The organism is Paenibacillus alba (genome assembly GCF_013204855.1).
Lineage (GTDB): Bacteria > Bacillota > Bacilli > Paenibacillales > NBRC-103111 > Paenibacillus_E > Paenibacillus_E alba.
In genome coordinates, this window is sequence record NZ_JABMKZ010000004.1 from 351,205 (window position 1) to 373,735 (window position 22,531).

General features: G+C 43.0%; 22 protein-coding genes. 6 read left to right on the forward strand and 16 right to left on the reverse strand.

Features of this window, described 5'->3' with window-relative positions; translation table 11 throughout:
• Positions 1-16: 16 nt before the first annotated feature.
• From HQN90_RS08525 to HQN90_RS08545, 5 genes are all read right to left on the reverse strand, one after another.
• Positions 17-1,267 carry a glycosyltransferase family 2 protein gene (locus HQN90_RS08525; RefSeq protein ID WP_173217345.1) on the reverse strand — a complete coding sequence of 417 codons (1,251 nt, stop codon included), beginning with the start codon at positions 1,265-1,267 and terminating at the stop codon, positions 17-19.
• Positions 1,264-2,826, reverse strand: coding sequence for a hypothetical protein (locus HQN90_RS08530; protein ID WP_173217346.1), 1,563 nt, complete (start codon positions 2,824-2,826; stop codon positions 1,264-1,266). Before HQN90_RS08530 ends, HQN90_RS08525 begins: the two co-directional genes overlap by 4 nt.
• Before the next feature lie 13 nt (positions 2,827-2,839).
• Positions 2,840-4,333, reverse strand: coding sequence for a glycan biosynthesis hexose transferase WsfD (gene wsfD / locus HQN90_RS08535; protein WP_173217347.1), 1,494 nt, complete (start codon positions 4,331-4,333; stop codon positions 2,840-2,842).
• A 14-nt stretch (positions 4,334-4,347) separates the two neighbouring features.
• Positions 4,348-5,472 (reverse strand): hypothetical protein, encoded by a 1,125-nt coding sequence (locus HQN90_RS08540; protein WP_173217348.1) that lies wholly within the window; start codon positions 5,470-5,472, stop codon positions 4,348-4,350.
• 238 nt (positions 5,473-5,710) lie between these two features.
• Positions 5,711-6,070: a c-type cytochrome gene (locus HQN90_RS08545; RefSeq protein ID WP_173217349.1), complete on the reverse strand. Its 360-nt coding sequence runs from the start codon at positions 6,068-6,070 to the stop codon at positions 5,711-5,713.
• Positions 6,071-6,278: 208 nt separating this feature from the next.
• Between HQN90_RS08545 and HQN90_RS08550 the strand changes: the two genes are divergently transcribed.
• Genes HQN90_RS08550 through tatA form a run of 4 tightly spaced genes read left to right on the forward strand, consistent with a single transcriptional unit; the run spans position 6,279 to position 9,800 of the window.
• Positions 6,279-7,046 (forward strand): gluconate 2-dehydrogenase subunit 3 family protein, encoded by a 768-nt coding sequence (locus tag HQN90_RS08550; protein WP_246362154.1) that lies wholly within the window; start codon positions 6,279-6,281, stop codon positions 7,044-7,046.
• A gap of 34 nt (positions 7,047-7,080) precedes the next feature.
• A complete protein-coding gene (locus HQN90_RS08555) occupies positions 7,081-8,802 on the forward strand; it encodes a GMC family oxidoreductase (RefSeq protein ID WP_173217350.1) in 1,722 nt (573 codons plus the stop codon).
• A 39-nt stretch (positions 8,803-8,841) separates the two neighbouring features.
• Positions 8,842-9,570, forward strand: a complete 729-nt coding sequence (gene tatC, locus HQN90_RS08560) for a twin-arginine translocase subunit TatC (protein ID WP_079413283.1) — start codon at positions 8,842-8,844, stop codon at positions 9,568-9,570.
• Between the two features lie 32 nt (positions 9,571-9,602).
• Positions 9,603-9,800: a twin-arginine translocase TatA/TatE family subunit gene (gene tatA, locus HQN90_RS08565; RefSeq protein ID WP_079413281.1), complete on the forward strand. Its 198-nt coding sequence runs from the start codon at positions 9,603-9,605 to the stop codon at positions 9,798-9,800.
• A gap of 268 nt (positions 9,801-10,068) precedes the next feature.
• Here the strand turns inward: tatA and HQN90_RS08570 are convergent, their stop codons facing one another.
• From HQN90_RS08570 to HQN90_RS08620, 11 genes are all read right to left on the reverse strand, one after another.
• On the reverse strand, positions 10,069-11,721 hold the full coding sequence (locus tag HQN90_RS08570) for a DUF4091 domain-containing protein (RefSeq protein ID WP_173217351.1): 1,653 nt from the start codon (positions 11,719-11,721) through the stop codon (positions 10,069-10,071).
• Positions 11,722-11,784: 63 nt separating this feature from the next.
• Positions 11,785-12,258, reverse strand: a complete 474-nt coding sequence (locus HQN90_RS08575; RefSeq protein ID WP_173217352.1) for a DinB family protein — start codon at positions 12,256-12,258, stop codon at positions 11,785-11,787.
• Positions 12,259-12,609: 351 nt separating this feature from the next.
• A complete protein-coding gene (locus HQN90_RS08580) occupies positions 12,610-13,251 on the reverse strand; it encodes an S-layer homology domain-containing protein (protein ID WP_173217353.1) in 642 nt (213 codons plus the stop codon).
• 39 nt (positions 13,252-13,290) lie between these two features.
• The gene (locus HQN90_RS08585) at positions 13,291-13,806 is read right to left on the reverse strand and encodes a GNAT family N-acetyltransferase (RefSeq protein WP_173217354.1); all 516 of its coding nucleotides are present in this window, start codon (positions 13,804-13,806) and stop codon (positions 13,291-13,293) included.
• 17 nt (positions 13,807-13,823) lie between these two features.
• Positions 13,824-14,285, reverse strand: a complete 462-nt coding sequence (locus HQN90_RS08590; RefSeq protein WP_173217355.1) for a hypothetical protein — start codon at positions 14,283-14,285, stop codon at positions 13,824-13,826.
• A 131-nt stretch (positions 14,286-14,416) separates the two neighbouring features.
• Positions 14,417-15,295: an aminoglycoside phosphotransferase family protein gene (locus HQN90_RS08595; RefSeq protein ID WP_173217356.1), complete on the reverse strand. Its 879-nt coding sequence runs from the start codon at positions 15,293-15,295 to the stop codon at positions 14,417-14,419.
• Positions 15,296-15,602: 307 nt separating this feature from the next.
• Positions 15,603-16,802 carry an acyltransferase family protein gene (locus HQN90_RS08600; protein WP_173217357.1) on the reverse strand — a complete coding sequence of 400 codons (1,200 nt, stop codon included), beginning with the start codon at positions 16,800-16,802 and terminating at the stop codon, positions 15,603-15,605.
• A 770-nt stretch (positions 16,803-17,572) separates the two neighbouring features.
• A complete protein-coding gene (locus tag HQN90_RS08605) occupies positions 17,573-18,463 on the reverse strand; it encodes a GNAT family N-acetyltransferase (RefSeq protein ID WP_173217358.1) in 891 nt (296 codons plus the stop codon).
• Between the two features lie 91 nt (positions 18,464-18,554).
• The gene (locus HQN90_RS08610) at positions 18,555-19,262 is read right to left on the reverse strand and encodes an aspartate/glutamate racemase family protein (protein WP_173217359.1); all 708 of its coding nucleotides are present in this window, start codon (positions 19,260-19,262) and stop codon (positions 18,555-18,557) included.
• Between the two features lie 96 nt (positions 19,263-19,358).
• On the reverse strand, positions 19,359-20,030 hold the full coding sequence (locus HQN90_RS08615; RefSeq protein WP_173217360.1) for a TetR/AcrR family transcriptional regulator: 672 nt from the start codon (positions 20,028-20,030) through the stop codon (positions 19,359-19,361).
• 35 nt (positions 20,031-20,065) lie between these two features.
• Positions 20,066-21,247 carry an FAD-dependent oxidoreductase gene (locus HQN90_RS08620; protein ID WP_246362173.1) on the reverse strand — a complete coding sequence of 394 codons (1,182 nt, stop codon included), beginning with the start codon at positions 21,245-21,247 and terminating at the stop codon, positions 20,066-20,068.
• A 406-nt stretch (positions 21,248-21,653) separates the two neighbouring features.
• On the opposite strand from HQN90_RS08620, the gene HQN90_RS38250 reads away from it, so the two are divergent.
• Together HQN90_RS38250 and HQN90_RS08625 are read left to right on the forward strand one after the other, a co-directional pair.
• Entirely contained in the window at positions 21,654-21,758 is a 105-nt protein-coding gene (locus HQN90_RS38250; RefSeq protein WP_338042296.1) for a YjcZ family sporulation protein, read from the forward strand.
• 278 nt (positions 21,759-22,036) lie between these two features.
• Positions 22,037-22,477 (forward strand): MarR family winged helix-turn-helix transcriptional regulator, encoded by a 441-nt coding sequence (locus tag HQN90_RS08625; RefSeq protein WP_173217362.1) that lies wholly within the window; start codon positions 22,037-22,039, stop codon positions 22,475-22,477.
• Positions 22,478-22,531: the final 54 nt, after the last annotated feature.

Genomic DNA, 22,531 nt, shown 5'->3' on the forward strand with positions numbered 1-22,531 from the left:
AACGATCACCCCTAATTTAGAACCTTTCTGTTTTGTACCATTTAGCTTCTCTTTTAAAGACCAAATCCTTCAGGAATGTGTACATTCCATACGCCGCGACGACCATCCACATCTGGCAATAGGAGACGTACATCAGCAGAATAATCCATATATTAGATAATCTCATTTCACCTTTTTCAGTGACCAAAGTGATGAATGTCCCAACTACAAACAAGGTAATGGCCAGAACCCACAAAAAAGAGCTGAAGCCGGCGATTGTCGTAGAGACATACCCAAGTGCATGAAGAACAAGCAGCAAATCAGATAAGATTAATGAGCTGAGCAGCAAAAAATAGATGGACAAAAAGTAGATAATATCGAACCGAATATTTCGGGCTTCGCGTTTGAACAGCATCGGAATATTTTTGACAATGACATAAATATTCCCCTTGGCCCACCTTGTACGCTGCTTAAACCATACTTGAACGGTTTGCGGCTCCTGCTCCCATGTTACGGCTTTGGGCTGAAACTTGATCCGATACCCCATCATATAAATGCGAAAGCTGATTTCGGTATCCTCAGCGATCGCTTTCACATCCCAACCTCCGATACGATCAACGATTTCACGGCGCATAATGAAATTCGTTCCAGGAATGGTACAGAGCTTAAACAATTTCCATCTGCCGGCTTGCGCCATCCATTGAAAGGATAAGGTCTCAATATTAATAAATCGTGTTAACAGGTTGGCATCCCGATTACGCGTTCGGAATTTCCCGATCACTGCGCCGAGCGTAGGATCGTTCGTAATCTCCGAAACCAGATAGAGCAGCGCCTTCTTCTCCGGTGTATTATCCGCGTCATAAATCGCGATATACTCCCCTTTGCTCTTCTGAAAACCGATATTCAAAGCATTCGACTTGCCTTTTCCTCCGGTAACACCATCTGTATTCATAATCGTCAGATTTCTTCCGGGGAATTTCAATTGAAGTTGACCCAGCAATTCGCTGCTGTTGTCGGAAGAATTGTCGTTAATGACGATAATTTCGTATCGGTCATGCGGATATTCCAAAGCGAGCAGCGATTCGACCGTTTTCGTAATCACTTTCCCTTCATTGTGGGCGGGCACCATGATGGATACGAAAGGCGCCTCTCCTTTCAGCGGTGGAAGCGGTTTGTTCTCAATTTGAATATAGTACAAGTATCCAGCCACAATGAGAACGACGTTCACAAGCAGGAGAGACCAAATACAAATGACTGAGATTAGCATAAGAATGTCTGCAATTGTCATAATTGTCTCCCCATATGTGTGTATTTGCGTTTATATAACCGATAACCGATAATCAAAAAGGCCGTAAATAGCAGCAGTGTTGTTGCAATTAGAATAATGAATACTTTATTTTGCACTGAAAACAAGTTTGCTAAACTTTTCTTGCCTTCTTGTACATAAGCATGCTCGGAATTGACATCCTGCTTATTGTTATTGAGCAAAATGGTTTGCCCATTGATGCGAAGCTGACCGTTGCTTGATCCCATTTCATTCGCTTCAGTTCGAACTGTGTGCGCCTCATTTTTGTAATCCGAGAACGTTGTCCAGTCCGAAAGCAGCTTGGTTATTAAAGCTTCTGACTTCTGACGGTCTTCCGGGAATGCATACACAAGTGCTGTATCCATCGGCAATGGTTCCAGAATCTCCCCAGGAGCAACATATTGGCTTAATTCATCATTTCGGATCGTATAAACCGCCGATTGAAATGCTTTGGACGTTGCGGTTTGGGAACGATACAAAACACGCTCATTCGGGAAAATGACGCTTGAATCAAAATAAGCCAAGCCGTTCGCAGCATAATGCTGATCATACGTCCAATACATTTCCGACCCCACGCCAAGTGGAACAATGCCATATCCCCCTAAAGCATCAAGAAACGCAAGCATCTCCGATTTCAATACCGAGATATCTTGACTAATCGTAGAAGCGACAACCGGGGCTTGGACAATAATGGTCCCGTTGCGGGACTGCACATGTTTTAACGTCTCGAGGTATCGCTGGACAGCAGGATAATCGAGATTGCTGAGAACCGGCTGTACACTCGCGATAAAGGGAATCCCCGCCTCATATAATCGATCAGCCATCTCATTAAGCAAGTCCAAATTGGAGAAAGGATAAATCTGATCCAGCACCATGTACGTATGACTACTCGTAGTCACATTTAGCCAGTCTTTCAGCAAATAAGCTGCTGCAAGCTCGCTTAAGTTGCCTTTTACCAGATAAGGAATGTATGCATATTTCCCGTCCATCACAGCAAATGGAGAGTTTATCTTCAATTTCTCCGAGCTTAAGCTGCCGTACGTCTTGCCTTTGAATTTGGTCAAGTAGGAGATTCCGCTTACGGTCATGGCGGTTTGTTGGAGCTGGCCTATTTCCAATTTGGCCGTATCTTGATCTGCGCTTACACTGTCCAACTGCAACGCTTGCCGAATGTTCTCAGGAACTTGATTTCCAATGTGTAAATAGTTCCCCTCATAGGTAGCCGAATCCCTCACATAACTGTCAGGCAGCTGAAATAAATCATCCGCATTTCGAACGGAAATGACCTTGTTGAACTTATTCAACATGCCAGCTTCATAGTGATCGTAATTAATTACGGTCACTTGTGCTCCGAAAGAAGCAAGAACACGTTCAAGAGCTTCAATATTGCCTTCTTTTGGCGTACTCATTGCTGCGCTGTCATAAATAAGCAGAACGGATGCAGTCTTCGATGTACGGGCCTCCATCCCTTTTGGAAAAGCAAGCCCAGCTAGCAAATAGAGGAGCAGAAGCCCCGCCATGAAGATTCGCCGTTTCAGCATGATGTCCACTTCCTTATCTGTCGTCTTTCACTTGTTCGTCAGCCTCAACAGCTTCATTGCTCCATAAACGTTTACCCAATAAATCACCAACCGTCAAGAGCGATACCAAGTCAAACGTCAACGTAAATAAAAATTCATGCTTGGACAAATCCGCGTCTCCAGCACCAATAATGGATACGAATATTCCTGATAAACCCATAAGGATCATCATCAAGATCAGCGGGAGCCTTAGCGCCACTCTCCATCGCCATGTCCGCATCGCAGAAACAAACGATGGCATGTACAACCCCACGACAATCAGCATCCAAAGTATGATAAATCCGAATGTTTTGGGCGAGAGCGCGTCTTTCAACAGACTGTATCCTGAGAAAAAGACCGTTTGGGCTCCAAAAGGTTTACCACTAGATTGTTCGTAATTCCCCATCGCTTTCGGCCGTATAGTAAATCCGTCACGAGCCGCTTGGTTGAGCATTTTACCGGCTTGATCAGGATGTGCCGCATAATAAGTGAAGATAGAACCAAAGCCATATTTGCTGTAGAAACTCTTTTCCAGTAACTCGGAATCGACATCAACAGAGGCATAAGGATCGTAATACAAACTGCCATTTAACATCGCGTATTGCTTATCAATTCCGAAGGATTCCAGCGTCTTCTCCGGGTTCGTTGAATCCAGAAGCACTCCTCTCGTCATCGCGTGGTATTTGTTTATATTTACAAACTCTTTCGGAATGAGTACGTAAGTACCGACACCCACACCTAGCATAATGATCAAAGATAGGAACGTGACGATCCGATAAGTTCTTTTTTTACGAATATAAATAAGAAAAAAGCCAAGAACCGCAATAATGATGCCTACCGGTGCATTTTGCTGCTTGCTTGTCGTCAAGGCGATTGCACTTACAATAAATAAGGATAACATGACATAATCGTTATATCTTTTCCGATATAGCAATAGACCCGAGGCGAACATGAAAACCGTCATGATGAGTACGATACTTTCACTATAAAAAGAATTAAAGTATGCCGTATAACCAGTATCCCCTAGTATGAAAATCGCGATAGCCGCGACGAGGTAGCCTGCTTTTTTGGACATTTTCCAAGTAAAAGCCTCTACCAGCAAATAAACAGCAACCACGTACAAGATCAGGTACATCCAGGCTTGATAACGGATATCAAAATTTTGCGAATCATGGAATATTTGATTGAGTAATATCGCTACTTTGATAAACAACGATTGCGATGAAAATAAAGTTGCACCGTTCTCGTTATAGTATTGAAAGATTCCATAGTTTTTCACAAAAAAGCCAAGATATTGGCTGTTATAATTCGGATCATTGAAATAAAGGCCATTGCTGTACAAAATTCGAAAAAAGTCTCCGTTATCGGCCATTCCGATATAGGGTTGTAGAAATAGTGCGGCAGCTGTAATCAGCAGCACGCCAGCAGCGGCGAAAGCAGCAGGTGACAGATAACGAGGTAACATTCGCATAACGCTACTGAACATCATGCACCCCTCTCCTATTAATGAACTAGCGCGATTAAAGCCATCAGATTATCGAAGGAGTACGCTTGCTTCGCATTCGTATCTCCGTATCCACCATATAAAGAGCTTTGAGCATCTAATATTTGAAATTCATTCATCCTGCGGATACTGTCTTCATATAACTCTTTATCTCCGATGACGGAAGCGATTTGAGCCGCAATGGCATAAATCGCCGTAGACCTCACATCATTCAACGGTTTGCCTTCCTTCGTGTATTGACCGACCAAAGTGCCTGACTGGACATGCTCCTTGATAAAATGAATGCTCGCCTCTCGCTGTTTGCCAGCTTCAGCCAAATTCAAAATCGTCAATAAAGACTCAACCGTGTTGATATTATCAGATTGGTAAACTTTCGCATTGTAATCATATCGCGTTTGATAGAAAGGAAATTCGTCAGACAAATAGCCTTTCTGGGCGATTTGAAGCATTCCCGTTTCTAGCGCAGCTTTCTTAGGTTCCGGTATCGGCAGAAGCTTCAAAGAAAGATTATCTATGTAGCACAAGGTAACGAACGTATTTCTCATTTTGTAGGTTTCGTCGTAGAAATCATACAAATGATCATCTGCGACATTATATTGATAGAATCGTTTCCCGTACGTATCCAAGTCTGTCTTATACTCCGAAGTCCGGAAAACAACGGAGGCTTCAGCCAAGGCACGAAGAATCCGGAGATCATCAATAGCAGCATTAAGCGTATATGTCTTCTGTTGTTTCGGGCTGAACCGGTAGCTAAATCCCGTTGTCAAATCGAAGGTTCGCTTCACACGCTGCCACTGCGCATCAAATTGTTGCTTCTGCCCAGTCAAAGCATAGTATCTCAGCATAAGGCCAGCAGATTCACTCAACACTTCATGACCTGAAGCTGCCTCGCCTATTTGATCCGTTTCTAGTAAATTCGTGTAAATCCCATCATTGCTTGATAGATTGTTCGCTATAAATTGATACAAAATGTCACGATTTCCCGTCACATGCAGCTGCTCGCCGAAGGCATGCTTGGCTTGATAAGCGTCCCATTGCTTTGCTGTTGAATCATCCGCTTCACAAGCGGTTAGGAACATCAACAAAGCCATACTGCTAAGCAGAATACTGCGTCTTTTACTCATATTTAACCTCCTTTACGGAACAGTAAACACTTATTTGTCGAAGTATGTTGTTGTATGAAAGGTATGTCGCTATTATAAAATAAATCCTCGCAGGAATCGAGTTCAAAAATAGACAAATTTCGATATTTAGTTGTAGTTTAACATAGAATGCTCATTCATTCGGTAGGGAATTAATGTATGAAAAGTCCCACCCCTTCTCGCTTCGAGGAAGGGTGGGACTTTATGCCTTTATGAATACCTACTTTTTGTCAGCAAGCCAAGCAGACAATGCATTGACGTCATCAGCGGAAAGCGTTCCTTTGAAGCTGGGCATTGCCCCCTTGCCATTCGTAATCGTAGTCACGATTTGTTCTTTGGTCAGCTTACCGCCCACTTTTTGAAGACTGGGTCCGACCATCCCTTCCAGATTAGCCCCATGGCAGCTGACACAATTGGCTTTGAACACAGCTTGGGCGTCAACTTTGGTTGTAGCTCCCGAGCTTGTCGCTGTTGGTGCTGCTGAACTGGATGAGCTTGGCGATGGTGTTGAATTGCTTTTACCACAAGCGGTTAAGGAACTGACAAGCAGTAAAGCGAGAATGACGACTTTTTTGTTCATGAGCCCATTTCTCCTTAGCATAATAAGGTAATTGCACGATGACACGGCAGTCACAAAGCTCTTCTTGGAAGATCACTGCGTGAACCTTTGCTATTTCTACAATGCCCGTGAATCCAAATTTTCATGCAAGGAATGAATAAGAAAAACAGCCATGGATAATGATATCCACAACAACCCAATACATGAAATTCCAAGGAGGAATGAAGAGTTGGCTGAGAATAAAATGGACAGTTCACCGGACCATTCGCGGCGGCGTTTCCTGAAGTACACAGGCACCGCCATTGGTGGAGTGGTCGTGGGAGGCGTTATCGGCAGCGCGGTATCAGGTGGTTTTACCAAAAAGTCTGCGGTCCCTTCGCCATCTGCCTCACCTCAAGCTCAACCTGCTGGAGATTATAATCGGGCTCCAATGTTTTTCAACCAAACGCAGCTGCAAATGACAGAAGCTGCGTCTGAGCGTATTTTCCCCAAAGACGACAGTGGTCCAGGCGCCTCGGAGCTCGGCGTAGCCTTTTTTATTGATCATCAATTGGCTAGTCCTTGGGGTGTGAACGCTCGCACCTATCGGACAGGTCCTTTTGTCAAAGGCGAAGTCACTCAGGGGGATTACTTAAGTATCCAGCGCCACGAACTGATTACGATGGGTCTCCACAGTATGGAAGAAACGAGCAAGAGCAAATATTCCAAATCCTTTGTCGACTTGGCTCCCGAGGAGATGGATGCGATTCTTACCTCCATGGAAAAAGGCGAGATTCAAGTTGTCAACGGCATAACTGGCAAAACCTTCTTCAATTTATTCCGCACAATGGTTATGGAAGGTGTGTATTCCGATCCGCTTTACGGCGGCAACAGCAATATGCAGGGTTGGAAGATGCGCAAATATCCAGGTAATCAAATGAGCTACACGAGCATTATGGATAAAGATCAGTTCATCGCGATGGAGCCGCGCAGCTTGCACGATCACTTCGTACATTAAGAAACAACACCTATTTTGGAAAGGAAAATAGCTTATGGCTACTACAATGCCGAAAGTTCCCGTTGTTATTGTTGGGATGGGATGGGTCGGGGGCATCATTGCCGCTGAGTTGTCCAAACAAGGAGTAAAAACCGTTGGATTAGAACGTGGAAAGCCGCGGAGTACCCAAGACTATTATATGGTCCATGATGAGCTGCGTTATGCCTCCAGATATGACCTCATGCAGGATCTTTCTAAGGAAACCGTAACGTTTCGAAACACGGAGAAAGTAGCAGCAGTTCCTATGCGTGAGTATGGCTCCTTCCTCCTCGGAGAAGGTCTTGGCGGTTCAAGCATTCACTGGAACGGGCAAACGTATCGGTTCCTCCCCTATGATTTCGAAATTTACAGCAAAACGGTGGAAAGATACGGAAAGCAGAAAATACCCGAAGGGATGACCATCCAAGATTGGGGCATTACCTATGATCAGTTGGAACCTTATTTTGATAAATTTGAAAAGTTGGCCGGGATCTCTGGTGACCCTGATCAGAACCCTATGGTTGGCAAACGTTCAGCCCCCTTCCCAACTAAGCCAATGGTGAAAACTCCTATTTTGAAATTGTTTGAAGATGCTACGAAAAAGCTGGGATATCACCCGTATATGATGCCGTCTGCCAATTTGTCGGAACAATATACAAATCCGGATGGCATCACTCGGGCTGCTTGCCAATACTGCGGTTATTGTGAACGCTTTGGCTGTGAATATGGCGCGAAGGCTGATGCCGTTGTCACCGTCCTTCCGGTCGCACAGAAGTCGGGGAATTTCGAGCTTCGTTCCTACTCCAATGTGATCCAAATTCTGAATGACGGCAAAAAGGCCAGCGGCGTCGTATACGTGAACACGGTGACAGGAGAACAATTCGAGCAGCCAGCTGACGTCGTCATCATGGCCAGCTACGTTTTCAATAATATTAAGCTCCTGCTTACTTCCAAGCTGGGCAAGCCGTACGATCCGGTTTCTGGAAAAGGAGTAATCGGTAAAAATTATTGCTATCAGACTAACGGCGGCTCGGCTACCGGATTCTTTGATGAAAAGGAATTCAATTTGTATGCGGGCGCAGGCTCGCTTGGCATGGAGATTCCCGATTTCAACGGTGACAATTTTGACCATAGCAGCCTTAACTTCATACATGGAGCAGGAATCCGTATATCCCAGACCGGTCAGCGTCCTATTGCGACTAATTCAGTTCCAAAGGGCACGCCAGCATGGGGGAAGGATTTCAAGCAAAAATCGCTTAAATATGCGAACAGCGTCCTAGCCGTTTCGCCGCAAGGCAGCAGCATGCCATGGAAACATCATTATGTGGATCTGGATCCCACCTACAAAGATGCCTATGGGCTTCCTCTACCGCGGATTACGTTCGACTTTGAAGAGCAGGATCGGCAAATGATCAAATTCGTGAGTGGGAAAGCTGCCGAGATTATGAAGGAAATGAATCCGACAACCATCGGGTCTTCCGATCAATTAGGACCTTACAATATTGTGCCGTATCAATCGACACACAATACCGGCGGCGTTATTATGGGGGCAGATCCTGCGACTTCAGCTGTGAATTCGTACATGCAGATGTGGGATGCCGAAAACGTATTCGTTGTTGGAGCATCGGCTTTCGCTCATAACAGCGGTTATAATCCGACCGGTACCGTAGGAGCACTGGCGTATAGAGCCGTCGAAGGGATCGCCAAATATTTAAAACAAGGCGGCATGATTGTGTAAGAGAGGAACAAACATGTCTCACATACAGGGAGGGAAGGCATGGAGCAGGAAGACTGGATCTTTCATTTGACCGAGGTTCGCAAGCGATTGCTGATCGTTGCCATATGGTTTGTGATAACACTAAGCGCGGGGTTGTATCTTTCGCCCGGGATCCTCTTGTATATGAAATCGCAGCCATTGATCGGCGGGATACAGTGGAATGTATTTTCATTTACCGATGGGCTTATGATCTATATGAAATGTGCTTTCCTCTTTGCTTTGTTGTTCACAATGCCGGTGATTCTCTACCAATTGTGGGCCTTCGTTCGACCAGGTCTCACCGAGGCAGAGTCTAGGAGCGCCCTTCCCTACATACCTACGGCATTCGCGCTGTTTATCATCGGCGTAGCGTTCAGCTACTGGGTGGTCTTTCCCATGATGATTCGCTTCATGATGCGTATGAATCACCAAATAGGTGCAGTCGAAACCTACGGGATCGACCGATATTTCGCCTTTCTATTCCATATCGTGTTTCCGATGGCGATTGCCTTCGAATTACCCGTTGTTCTGCTGTTCTTGACTAAAATCGGTCTATTGACCCCGCAGCGGTTAAAAATGTCAAGGAAATACGCTTATCTCGGCTTGACGATTATAGGCTCGTGCATCTCTCCTCCCGATATGGTTTCCCATCTCTCCGTTACGGTGCCCCTAATTCTGCTGTTTGAAATTAGTGCACTTGTTGCTGGCTGGCAATGGCGGGCGATGCAGCAACGGCTTGCAAATAGCTGACTGACACCTACACAAGAAAGGAGGACGATTATATGTTCAACAATATTGGCGTATCCGGTTTAATCTTAATTCTGGCCATTGCTTTAATTGTTTTTGGACCCTCCAAGCTGCCGCAGCTTGGAAGAGCATTCGGGGATACCTTGCGTGAATTCCGCAACTCGACCCGCAATATCATGGATGAGAGTGAACGTGATCACCTGATCGAAAGTGAAGATAAAAAAAGGCTGTGACCGATTTCGTATAAACCTGCGATTATGCAGGCTTTTTCGATCAAATCGTGTGAAAACAGAGAAAGCCTGCGATTATGCAGGCTTTTTAAGCTTTTCCCTCTTGAAATCGAGAAAAGGAGTCAAAAGGATGCATTATCGCAGGCTTTTCAGTATTTTGCTTCTACCAGAGACGAAAAGGATGCATATTCGCAGGAATTTTGCGAAATATGGATGCGGACCTGAAGAAACTCTCAGCTTGGGTAAAACTCCAGCTATACTTTGATCTTGGTTATGAATTGCTGTACGAGTGAATGGTCTGGTTAATCCAAGCTCTCTTGGCAAGAAGCCAATCCGCTTCACGCGGATAACATTTGAACGTGATGGGATCGTCAAGTCCTTCTTCTAAACCATTAATGACCCGTTCCCGGCCAATTAGACTTTCTAGCAGCTGCAGAGCCCTTAGATCTTGCAAAGCCTCTTGCATAACCTTGAGCCTAATTGACTCGATCGGGCCATGCTCACCCGGGTAGACTATGAAAGCATCTCCGGAAGGAAATGCTGCTTCCGCATCCGTTGTACGGTAGGGATCAATTTCCTTCCGAGCATACTGGGAATACCAGAAGTTATATCCCCAATGTAAAAATCCCGTAATCTGATACTTGTACAGTTGAATACCTAAAATTCGATTACGAGCCGACGGCATGCTGAAGAAACGATTCGCAACCTCTTTATATTGGGCGCAGCAATAGTACGCCCATAGCGGGTTTACTTCATGCTCTAGGAATTTGTCTAGATGATCCGTCGCAGCAATTGGCGTTTTGACCAGTCCATTGACATAGAAATCGTAATTCGAGAGCGCATCTATGATTGGGAAATCGCTTAACAAACTGCCCACCATCTCACTAGCCTTTCGGTATGACTCTAGCTGATCAAGAGATGGTTCGTCTGAGATATGAAAATAGCTTCGATCTCCGATCCCTTTGATCTTGATCCATTCCCTTAACGCAGGTAAAAATTGCTGCAGGAACGAACGATATTCATCACTTGAGGCTTCTGTTTGCCAACCGAAAATAGGCGTCATTTCCCCATTTGCCAAGGCTACAACTTTAGGAGCATGCTGCGCACCCCATTGGGTGAATAAATGCGAGAACTCAAAATAAGCGACGCCTTCCTCATTACACATATCAACCCAGCGGTTCAGCTTATCGAAACCGAAGGCATACGTGTCTGACGCAATTACCTCAACGTCAACCAATTGGACAGTCGGTCTCTCCCCGCCAACTTGTGTATCTAGAGGGGGTGTGAAGAGTGGTGTGAGAAGCATATTCATGCCGTTGTTGACTGCTGTTTGTACATAACTGCGGATGAGCTCCCAGTGGCGTTCACTAAAGATCTCCTCCTTGTAATGACTGGCGAGGCAATCCACATGGAACCACTCCGTATGAATGAGTGTCTGATCTGGAAGTAATCCAGACAGTACTTCCAGTTCAAATTGCTCTTCTCCAAGTGTGAGACCTTCTTCGGACTCCAATCTGATTCCGATTGGATAATGGCCTGGCTGCCCATTCGAATCGATAGTGATCCAAACACTGCGCCACTGACCTGGGAATGCCGTTAATCCTTCTTCTGTGATAGGATATAACGGGTCTGGATAGAGCCCTGGAGTTGATCGAATAACATGCTCATCATGATCAGGATAAACTGGCAATTCCGACGGAACGACCCCAACACTTCGTACCGCTGCTTTCAAACTACTATCCACCGTAATATGTACTTTGACTTGTTTCAAAAGCTTCTCCGAACGAAAAGCCAGTTGAAAGGAAAACGTCTCATTCCTTAGTATCGAACCATTCGCAAACGGCGAATCTGTTAAATTTTCGTCTGGAAATACTTTAGACAACGAGCTTAAAAGGCGTGTTTCGAATTTATGTTCATCTTTCATGGGGCTTCAGCTCCTTATGTACACTCATCGCCAAGCATGGCAGCTGGATGTTCGATTATCTACTTACTTTTTATCGGCGAATCGTTTGAGGATCGTAATCGTATTAAAATGCATGCCTTCATGATATAAAGAATAACTTAAGAATTCGCCTACAGTACTAAGCGTTAACCCAGCGCCAGTAGTCAATGGCGTTTTCACCTGCTCGTTTAATCGATTTTGTAACGAAGCGTGAATACGTTTCGGCTGCTCCGCAAGCATTTCAAGCAACGTATCCAGAGTAGGAGGTTCATCTTTCCAATCTGCTGGTTTGGTACCTTTGGCAAATAATCGATCATAATTCTCAGGTAGTTGCATCGGCTCACCGGCGAAATGAAAGGCAAACTTTTCTTGAACCAAGTAAATATGTCCCAAATTCCATCTTAAATTGTTATTGAACCCTTCAGGTATGTTATCTAACGCAGCCTCTGATAATCCCTGAACAGCTTTAATCGTAAGTTGGCGAATAAATGCAAGTTGCTTGAATACGAATTGATCCATATGATCCCTCATTTTTTTTGAAATAATAGGTAACAATAACCATAATACCAGCAGTTTACCACAGAATTAACTATGGCGGATTGATGCAATATTAGATCTAGATTGGACATCTATCTCTCGACTGCCTATTGTTTTGTCGTGATAACCTGCATACCATTCATTTACAACACAACCATCTTGAATGATATATGTGGATGCGGCTGATGCAGAAATCATGTTTCTTATCTTTAGGACATACTCATTTAATTCGTTAAACGCGTTATTCGACGCACCAACTGGTAATTGCATCCTAGTTCCACCAATTCATCCGAATTCCGTTTCTCATTTCACTCATAATGAATCCACGCAATATCAATATCTAACCGTCAAGTCATCCAATCCGAGAAGGACCATTTGACGTGTAATTGGAATCAAACCGTTGTAGGCTCCCTCAGAACGTAGATATGAAAAAAGCTGCAAAGCCAATGCCACATAGCCTTTTGCATAGGTTGAAACCGTTTGATCGGTCACATCCTCCGTTTGTTTAGCCTCTGCCTCTTTACCGAGACTACGAACTAAAAAAACAGCAAACTGCTCCTTGGTCACCTCTTCCCCTGGGTTGAACCGATCTATATCCGTGCCATCGATAACTCCTGCTTGGCGAAGCGCTTCAATATAAGGCAAACTGTACCCATAAATTAAATCCTCAGCTTTTACATCTTTGAAGCTTGAAGTTTTCACTTCTGGGTCGATTTCTACTCCTATTGAAAGAGCCACTATTTTCGCAAATTCAGCACGGGTGATCGTTTCATTTAGACCGAATCTATTTTCCGATACCCCTTGTATTAAACCTGCAGATAACCATTTGTCTACTTTCAATTTTGTTTTAACATCCATATCTTTAAGATCTGTGAAATCCGCAGACGTTTTGGGCATACTAGCATGAACCTCTATAACTGTTATTGATAAAATGTATAAAATACACACGAAGATCAGCAGTGACTTCTTCCTCATTATTCTTCCTCCATTTGGCCTTGGACAGATGGCACTCGCTTATTCTCGTTTCAAAGAATAGATACCCTTAGCATAGCCTGGAGACGCAAGAACGACGGATGTCTCAATCTGTCTCTCCGGTATATCCCAATATTTCTGAAGCAAGCTTCTCTTCACGTCAGTAGGTACAAGTTCAAAGCCATTCTTTACATAAAACGAAATTGCCCAAGTTGCCGCTTCCCATGTGCCAATTAGGATTGGCTTATCCGTATGCTTCGAAATATGAGTCAACAATTTGGATCCAATACCGCCTTGGCGCTGAGCTGTTCGGATATAGGCATGCCGAATCAAAGCTACTTCACCTTTATCCTGAATACCCATAACTCCACAAAGCTCTCCCTGATCTTCAAATCCCCAAAAGATGACACCGTCTTCAATTTCTTGAACGAGTTTAGCTTTGCTCATATAAGGCTCATGATACCGATCTTCCGGAATAATCCCCTGATAAGCCTTAGCCGCATCGTTAATAATCTGATAAATAGATTCCTCATCCTTCTTTTCACACAAACGAATCATTGTACACTACTCCTAATCTATGGATTTTTCAGTTCTTCTTTAAACCAAGTCTGGTACGCATCCATATTTTCTTGAGACTTATCAGAGGCATCGGACGTTTTGAAGTATCTGGCAAAGTAAGCATGTTTCTCAGATTGATCGCCTTTATCGCTATTAACAATTAGATGAATTTCTGATACCTCTAACCCCCATTTAACGGATTTGGCTATTTCATTCATATTGTCAATGGTAGCAAAAGCTTTTACTTGTAACAAAATGGAGTCGAGTATTTCATTACTAGGTACTTCTTTCAGATTAATTTCGATAAACAGATCAGGGCGAGTAAACGTAAACTTAACATTTTCAATTGTTTTGGATATTTGTTTCAATTCTTTTGTTAACGATTGGGTTGATTTCGTATGGACGGTGTGAGTAACGCTGCACCCGATTGTCATCGTGACAAGTAGAAATACTAAAAGTCTAAGTGTAATTTTGATCATATCACCAAAGATCTCCTACTCATATTACCATCTCAAATTTCAGATGCCTCCCGTATAAGCCATTATATCCTTGGGTATTGAGTGCGTAAAGCAAGTTTTGAAAACGTTTTACTTCAAACTTCACTCCACATTCATCCTTGCTTTTTTGCGAGCAAATTCCAATCTTTTAGATAGTCATTTTTTGCAAGTAAACCTTTGATCCTTTTCATCGTATTTGGTCCCATAGGAGTACCGCCAATTCGATTCAATAAGAGCCATCTGAGGCATGCCAGAGCTTCAAAAACTTCAAGTTCCTCCAGTTTAATATTATTTTCTAATAAATAAGCATTTCTAAACGCAACGGCATAACGCTCTGTCACATATATCATCTTAAGAATAAACGACCAAGCTAAATCATATCTTCGGTCCCCTAATTGTCCATTCGTCCAATCTATTACGGTGTACCGCTCGTTTTCCTCTACAATGTTTCTTAAATGGAAATCACCATGAATAATTGTATCATGTCTAATATTCGCCACCTGAATTAGAGGAACTAATAACTGATATAGATCTGAATGATCTTCGATCTGAGGAAAAAAATACGCCTGGAAATCATATTTTGGAAATTGTATCTTCTCAATCTCAACAATATCAATTTTATGTATTTGGGACAGTATTTTCGCAATAACCGCCATTTTCTTTGCATTCACTTTAAGAACAGGTATTCCATTGAAAGATGTTGCCAACACCTGATCTCCGTTTGGATTTATCCCCCACCCAATTGGCATAGAAACGGGTACCCCTCGGTCATGAAGAGCATTCAATAAATGAAATTGAAACCTAATATCCGGTTTAGAACTCTTACTCCAAACTTTTAATACAAAACTCTCATTCTCGGAATTTATCCTCACGACTTCAGCTTCAAATCCTTGCTCTATTGGTTGAAGCATTAACATGGATTGTTGATTTAATAAAACATCCATAATTTCATGTTTCTCTACCCAGTCCACATTCGCAAGAGGATTTACCAAGAGTTTTCTTCCTTTCATTTGAATACTGGTCAATGATTTGATGATGCTGCAGAACTGCGAACACTTAAAGCGAGGTTAGTTGTCCGTCTAAGTAGTATAGAATACTATTCCCTGCTGCCTTATTATATCATCAATTTACAAATTCAGGATATTGCTCTTTTCTGAAACACAATACTGCTGTAAAAAGGTTTTCCACCATGGCGAGCACACCGAAATGTTTATACAAAAGTGTAAAATAAAAAACACCCAACTGCATGGGTGCTCGAACTTTACACTTTCATTATGAAATTGTAATTTTTATTTGCTATTACAAATTCTTTAATGCGCTCGTTTGTTTAATTTGTGGTAATTCATTTTGCGTAATATTTGCTGGATCTGGATTTTTAGTCATCTTATTAACTAATATTTTTCCAAGTTTTATTGATGGTAATTCAACATACTTATACATCATTGTTGAGAGTATGAATGTTATGCACAAAGCAATAATCAGTATGCCCCACAGAGGAATTATTCCATTGAGTACGTGAATGGAAGCAAATATAACGGCAATATGAACAAGATATAGACTATACGATATTTTACCCAAATAATTAACTAGTTTATAACTTAATATTTTTGAAAATACAGTTGAGTTTAACGCAAAGATTATCAAAATGACAGCACCCAGCATTACTGCCCAAGAGTCTATTACAGTTCTAAAGAAAGGAGAGATGTTTGGAAACAGTAACAATTTAACTGCAAATGATGGATGTATAAATAGATATATGAATATCCCACACATAAAAATTGCAATTTTAGTTAAGTTATTGATGGCGCGGTATCTTCGGCTAATATTTTCACGATATTTAGCAAGCAAAGCTCCCACTATGAACATTGTTGTATAGTTGAATGTTGCGGCAATTTCTGTGCCATTGTTTGAAGGTTTGAAACTCAAAAATATCAAAACTCCAATCGCACTAAATAATACACAAAGAGCTAAATTTTTCTTCCAATTTAACTTCACTAGAGGGATCATCAAGATCGGAAACAATAACGATATTCTCATTTCATGGACGAGTGACCACACAACAGGATTTAAGTTGCTCATAAATGAATCGATCATTATTGAATGTTCTAAAATTGTTTTAGTGGTTATGGGACTTGACCAGAAAGAATTGAACCAATTACTAAGACCTTGAACTTTTCCTGAATAAAGCATTTCTTTTCCTATAATAAAGAAGATAAATGAAACAATATAAGGTATATAAATTCTAAATATTCGTTTTAGCATGAAATGGAAGTAATTAATCTGCTTATTTTTGTAATATGGTAACGATAGGACGAAGCCACTAAGTACAAAAAACAATATAACTGCCTCTCCGCCAGAAATAAATAGGCGAAGAGGAGTGAATTCAAAAACAATTTTGAATAGCCTATCCCATGGTACAATTAAATACATATGCAAAAACACAACACACACCGCAGCAAGTCCACGTAAAGAATCCAATTCTTCGTATCTTTTATTCACATAATTCCTCCATATGCCTTATTACGAACGTTATGTTCTTTATAAAGAATATAGCAAGTTATGGTAAAAATTTCAATGTAATAAACTGCGCTTACTGCTACACTTGAAAATCTCTTTCTCTTTCTCCATTTCCTAATCATATATGACTCTTCTCCTTTGATTAAGAGATATTCTCGAATTAAGTCGGATTACACTGAATTTCGCTAATATCTAATTTTGGACATAAAAATAACCCTTTCTGATGTCAGAAGGGCTGAGTGTATATAATAGACTATTAAAATTTAATCCTCCCGATATATCCTTACCACACACTCCACATGTGTCGTATGCGCGAGCAGTGGTTGCTTTGTTTAATCATATTAAGCTCAGAAATGCATTCACAATTTTCACGCTAATGACGCAATCCGATAGCTCACCACTACCCAAAACCTGCCAAAGTGCAGGCTTTTCCTTCGAAATCGCGTGAAAAGCAAGAAAGCCTGCAATTATGCAGGTATTCTAGGCCTTTCCATCTTGGAATCCAGAAAAGGCCACAAAAGCATGCATTATCGCAGGAATTTTATGTTTTTGAACCTCTTAAGAGCAAAAAAGATGCATTATCGCAGGTATTTTGCGAACTATGCTTTCCAAACGCTAAACCAAACCAAATCCATCACCAAAGCACAAAAAAGAGGCTATCCTCAAGTAGCTTTCTACTTTTGTAACAGCAGCTCCTACTTTTGAAACAGCCTCTCCAGTACATCATCCGCGCGCTAAGTTCAATCCCCAGGTCACGCATCCTGCATATTTCGTACCATCAGCACTTGTTCAAAATTTGTTGTGAAACCCAGTTTCTCCATCAGCTCTATCAGCAGCAGATTCGATTTGCGGAGGTTGAGTGTTGTTCGTTTGCCAGCATAATCTAGCGGCGCAAACAGTTCACTAAGTGCAACTTTGTAAATCTGCTCGGCATCATCCCGCTCAGGATGCGCTTCACATTGATAGAGTGTAATCGCGGACAGGTTGCCCTCTTTATCAAAACTACGCTTGAACAAGGCATAACCTACCGGCTCGCTCCCTTGTCTAATAATTAACGATTCACCATCTTTGATACTGGGCCACTGTGTTTGCCAAGCCGATAATCCACGATACAAATCCAGCCCGGCTGCATCATGAGCCAATTCTCTCGAAATGACGAAAGGGTGTGCAGTAGTTTGCGTCAAAATCGGATCAATCATTGGTCCTGTGTGCTGCAAAAGCAGCAAATGATCCGAAATTTCATATCCTGCTTGTTGGTATAATCGAATGGCCGGCTCATTCTGAACTAATGCTTCGAGTGTTGCGGTTCCTACCCCTTGCTCGCGATACAGCTCTAAATTTCTTGCCATGAGCGCTTTACCGATACCCTTCCCTCTGAAAGCCGGGACAATACCTGTCCCCCCATTCCATGCGAGTTTCTTTCCGCCTATATCGCGAAAGCCATTCATGACGAACCCTGCCGGCTCTCCATCCACCATAATGGCAAGCGAATTTTCCAAAGAAATCCCCTCATTCACCGTCCTTGTTATTAATAAATCAATCGTCATTTCCATCCGTATAAAATAACCTTCAAATCCTAAGTTCCAAATGCGGACAATCTCCTCAATGGAAAACTCGCTTAATTTTCGATATGTAATTGTCATAGTAAGTATCCTTTCATCAGTCTTATGAGAGGCGGCTTTTAGAGGTAAAAAAGACCCACAGCTCCAAGCTACGAATCTAGGTTGTACATGATCAAATACAATTATCTGTTCTTAGAGCAAAATCCACGGCATATTCAGCATGTATTCTCGTCGTATCGAATAGCGGCACGTGGCAATCCTGTTGAGAGATTAATAGGGTGATTTCAGTGCAGCCAAGGATAACGGCCTCTGCTCCATCCTCGACAAGACTTTGAATAATCGCTAAATAGGACTGTTTAGAACTTTCTTTTAGAATCCCAAGACAAAGTTCCTCATAGATAACATCGTGTACAATCTTCCTTGCTGCTTCGTTCGGAACGATAACCGTAAGTCCAAATTTATCTATAAGTCTGCCTTTGTAGAAATCCTGTTCCATCGTAAAAGCGGTGCCGAGCAATGCGACTTTTTGGATTCCACTTTTAACAATCTCAGTTGCTGTAGCATCAGCGATATGAAGCAAGGGTATTGATACTGCTTCTTCTACTTCTTTTGCCATTTTGTGCATCGTATTTGTACAGATGACAATGAAATCTGAGCCCCCCAAAGCCAGCTTTTGGGCACATTCAATCATCATGCTTGTGGCTTCATCCCATTTCCCTTGCTGTTGAAGCGTTTTGATCTCGTGGAAATCTACCGAATACATGAGACTTTTGGCAGAATGGTGCCCGCCTAATTTCTCTTTTACCCGCTGATTGATAATTTGGTAATAAAGCAAGGAGGACTCCCAGCTCATTCCACCTAAGAGACCAATTGTTTTCATTGATAAACACCTCTGCCAGGAAGCGAAACGAACATCAATTCTCTGTCAAATGGCTGCTTCCTCGCCTTCCCTTTCTTTCCGACTTATATCCCGAATCTACTTTTGCCTTTGCAAAATCCCTTGAAGGATTACTTCAAGCCCCCAACGAAACCGTTCTTCTCCATCGGAAGTAATCAACTCCGATTGCAAACTCGCTATCATCGGATATTGCTTAACGTTAAGCGATCGATAAGAAGCGGAGATAGCCTGAAGTGTTGTCCCATTCTGGTCACGTGAAGCTTGTTCAAAGGCAACGGAGGAAGCATAGAGCATTAATAGATCCAGCCCCCACGCCGCGGAAGTTGAGTGAATTCCGGCTTCATGCAAGCGTTCAAGAATATACTCCGTCAGCGCTAGGGAATGAGGTCCGATTGGGATTGTGTTTAGCGCAAGTTCGGCGACACCTGGGAATTCCATAAGAACGGTTAGATAAGAGTGTAGTGTCTCGTAAAGTCTAATCTCCCAGGATACTCCTTCATGATTCGATAACACGACACTCTCCATACCAGCGTCCAATACATAAGCACTTAATTCCTGATGATTGGTGACATATACGTATAGCGATGAGGGGCCGGTATCCAAAGCTTTGGCGATTTTGCGCATGCTCAGCCCGGAAGAGCCTTCGCTCTTCAATAAGGCTAGGGCGGTCTTCACAATGATATCTTTGCTTAGCGGTTCCTTGGCAGGCCGCGAACGACGACTAATAATGGTTCGAGTTGGATTATTCATAATTCCCTTATATCATGCTAGCAAGAATTAGTAAATCACCGGTTCGATGTTTCGTTAAAATGGTCCTGATACTGGTTCATCAGATCCTTCAATTTAGCCGCGGCATCGTCGGAGAAGATCAGCTTGAGATTCGCTTCGGATTCCTCGGCGGATTGGGACGAATAGACGTACATTTTCTTCTCGTAAGCTTCAACAGCCTGGTTGATATCATCATGTTGAATGATAGATAAGGCTAGCTCCGCTGCGTCCAGCATCGCTAAGTTCACGCCTTCTCCGGCAAATGGAGACATGAGATGCGCGGCATCCCCGATCAATGTGACACCTGGTTTATGCGTCCATTGGAGACCGACAGGCAGCATATAGATACGTCTTGGGAGCAGAGGCCCCTCCGCAGAACGGATATAATTCTTTAATGACTCATCCCAATCCGCAAAATGTTCCAGCAGCTGCTGTTTGGCCGCCTCAGGCTGATCAAACGGTATGCCGCAGGTGTCTAGCCACTCTTTTTCAATTTCAAAAGACAAATAGACGCAGATACGGCCGTCTCCATTCAGCTGCCCTAATATGCCTTTATGATCGGCAAGGGCAAACATTTTACCGCGACTATTGAGAGCAATGATCTCTGGATGAGCGATAGCGGCATTTTCAACATACATTTCAACCATGCTCAGGCCAGAATAAGCAGGCACTGAATCCGTAAGAAGCGGACGTATGCGGGAGAAAGCGCCGTCTGCCGCCACAACAAGGTCAACGGTATCCACATCCCCATTCTCAAAATGAAGTTCATGCCGGCCATTATCTAGCGGGATCGCTTCGATTAAATTATGCCCCCAGTGGATGAATGCAGGGTCGATGGAGCTTAAAAGCAGCTCACGCAATGTCCCGCGGTCGATTTCCGGACGATCCCCTTCACTTGACTCAGCCCCCTCGTCCATATAGACTTTGCCGGTTTTATCCAGAAGGCGGAATTCTTGCCCTTCATATCGAGCAAGCTTCTCGAATTGATCAATTAACCCAGCTTCTCTTAGCGCCTTTTGCCCAGAATCGTGATGGATATCCAACGACCCGCCTTGCTTGCGGCTAACGGGGGATGTTTCGCGTTCATAGACGACTGTTTTCACCCCATGCTGCTGCAAAATACGCGCCAATGTCAGACCTCCAGGGCCTGCCCCTACAATTGCGATGCGTTGTTCTTTTTTTGCTGTTGTGTTTGTCATCATGATGACCACCTCGGAATTAGATTTGAAATGACTTGCTTTATTTATACCACAACGAACACCGTTCGTAAAGAACCATGTTCGTTTATTCCGAAGATGATTTCCCAAGTTTATTTTACGCAGTTTTTGGTTTCAATATGTACGAGCAGCCAACCGCGGCTAGCAGCACATAGTGATCAAGCGGCAGGTCCAAAACGTTACCGATAAAGAGGGCCATTCTTCGAAACTAGTCGCACCTTTCACTCAGGTTTACATTCCTGCGCTTGAATTTACATTGCCAGTCAAATAATCGCCGCTGGATGCATTCCTTTTCCCCACCCAAAATTAGTTGAGTCCAGACATTTCATATTTTTATTGAATAAAATAACCACGTAATACAACTTCTCTTTATAAAGGAGTGTTTGTTGTGGGATATGAAGCTGGTGGAGTAGGTTATGGAGTGACAAGTGCAGCAGGTATTTTGGTTCTCTTTATCCTTTTGGTCATCATTACAGTAGCATTTGCTTGGTAATACCCAATTAACTGTCACGGTGAAGCAGCATAAGGGGCGACCCTTGTGCTGCTTTTCTACATTTCGAGGGATCCTATTACTGCTCCATTCGTTGTACATTCTATTAGGCTTTGTGTTATGCTTTACCATATCATTCTTAAAATAACTGCAACCAAAGCGAAGCTAACGGCTCGTAAACTTATAAATTACTACCCGAGGTATTATTCAAGGAGGTTTGTCTTCTGTCTAACCATCAACAAGATCCAACTACAGATCCCAAAGAGCATTTCGTCTCTTTCATGCGTGGTCTAGGAACCCGTACTGTGTTATATCAGGAAAGTGTCGCCGCCTCTCTCGGGCTGTATAATCATGATTTCATTTCGGTAGATATCCTGCACGAGAAAGGTCCAATTACGGCCGGGGAGCTGTCCAAATTAACCGGACTTGCCACGGGCAGCGTGACCGCCTTAATTGATCGACTTGAAAAAATCGGATACGTTCGCAGGCAAAATGACCCGAAAGACCGACGTAAAGTGATCATTGTCCCTGTGTATGAGCAAAAAGAAGAAGTCAGCAATACATACCTCCCTCTTCATACCGCAATGATGAAGTTAGCTTCCACCTATTCAGCCGAAGAGCTTGAGCTCATCACCCAGTTTTTAGGGAAAGCAAGCACGGTCTTGGAAGAGCAGATTGAACACCTCAACACGACTAGAAACAGCAAATCTTCTCCTACATAAAAAGGACGATATCCCAAAAGTCGAAAGACTTCGGGATACCGTCCTTTTTCACTT

Excerpts from the sequence above, each read along its gene's own strand:
- HQN90_RS08545 (WP_173217349.1), bottom strand. The coding sequence starts at position 6,070 with ATGAACAAAAAAGTCGTCATTCTCGCTTTACTGCTTGTCAGTTCCTTA.
- HQN90_RS08590 (WP_173217355.1), bottom strand. The coding sequence starts at position 14,285 with ATGATCAAAATTACACTTAGACTTTTAGTATTTCTACTTGTCACGATG.
- HQN90_RS08625 (WP_173217362.1), top strand. The coding sequence starts at position 22,037 with ATGCGTGGTCTAGGAACCCGTACTGTGTTATATCAGGAAAGTGTCGCC.
- tatC (WP_079413283.1), top strand. The coding sequence starts at position 8,842 with ATGGAGCAGGAAGACTGGATCTTTCATTTGACCGAGGTTCGCAAGCGA.
- HQN90_RS08540 (WP_173217348.1), bottom strand. The coding sequence starts at position 5,472 with ATGAGTAAAAGACGCAGTATTCTGCTTAGCAGTATGGCTTTGTTGATG.
- HQN90_RS08615 (WP_173217360.1), bottom strand. The coding sequence starts at position 20,030 with ATGAATAATCCAACTCGAACCATTATTAGTCGTCGTTCGCGGCCTGCC.
- HQN90_RS08525 (WP_173217345.1), bottom strand. The coding sequence starts at position 1,267 with ATGACAATTGCAGACATTCTTATGCTAATCTCAGTCATTTGTATTTGG.
- HQN90_RS08580 (WP_173217353.1), bottom strand. The coding sequence starts at position 13,251 with ATGAGGAAGAAGTCACTGCTGATCTTCGTGTGTATTTTATACATTTTA.
- HQN90_RS08570 (WP_173217351.1), bottom strand. The coding sequence starts at position 11,721 with ATGAAAGATGAACATAAATTCGAAACACGCCTTTTAAGCTCGTTGTCT.
- HQN90_RS08585 (WP_173217354.1), bottom strand. The coding sequence starts at position 13,806 with ATGATTCGTTTGTGTGAAAAGAAGGATGAGGAATCTATTTATCAGATT.
- HQN90_RS08575 (WP_173217352.1), bottom strand. The coding sequence starts at position 12,258 with ATGGATCAATTCGTATTCAAGCAACTTGCATTTATTCGCCAACTTACG.
- HQN90_RS08605 (WP_173217358.1), bottom strand. The coding sequence starts at position 18,463 with ATGACAATTACATATCGAAAATTAAGCGAGTTTTCCATTGAGGAGATT.
- HQN90_RS08555 (WP_173217350.1), top strand. The coding sequence starts at position 7,081 with ATGGCTACTACAATGCCGAAAGTTCCCGTTGTTATTGTTGGGATGGGA.
- tatA (WP_079413281.1), top strand. The coding sequence starts at position 9,603 with ATGTTCAACAATATTGGCGTATCCGGTTTAATCTTAATTCTGGCCATT.
- HQN90_RS08610 (WP_173217359.1), bottom strand. The coding sequence starts at position 19,262 with ATGAAAACAATTGGTCTCTTAGGTGGAATGAGCTGGGAGTCCTCCTTG.
- HQN90_RS08620 (WP_246362173.1), bottom strand. The coding sequence starts at position 21,247 with ATGACAAACACAACAGCAAAAAAAGAACAACGCATCGCAATTGTAGGG.
- HQN90_RS08530 (WP_173217346.1), bottom strand. The coding sequence starts at position 2,826 with ATGCTGAAACGGCGAATCTTCATGGCGGGGCTTCTGCTCCTCTATTTG.
- wsfD (WP_173217347.1), bottom strand. The coding sequence starts at position 4,333 with ATGATGTTCAGTAGCGTTATGCGAATGTTACCTCGTTATCTGTCACCT.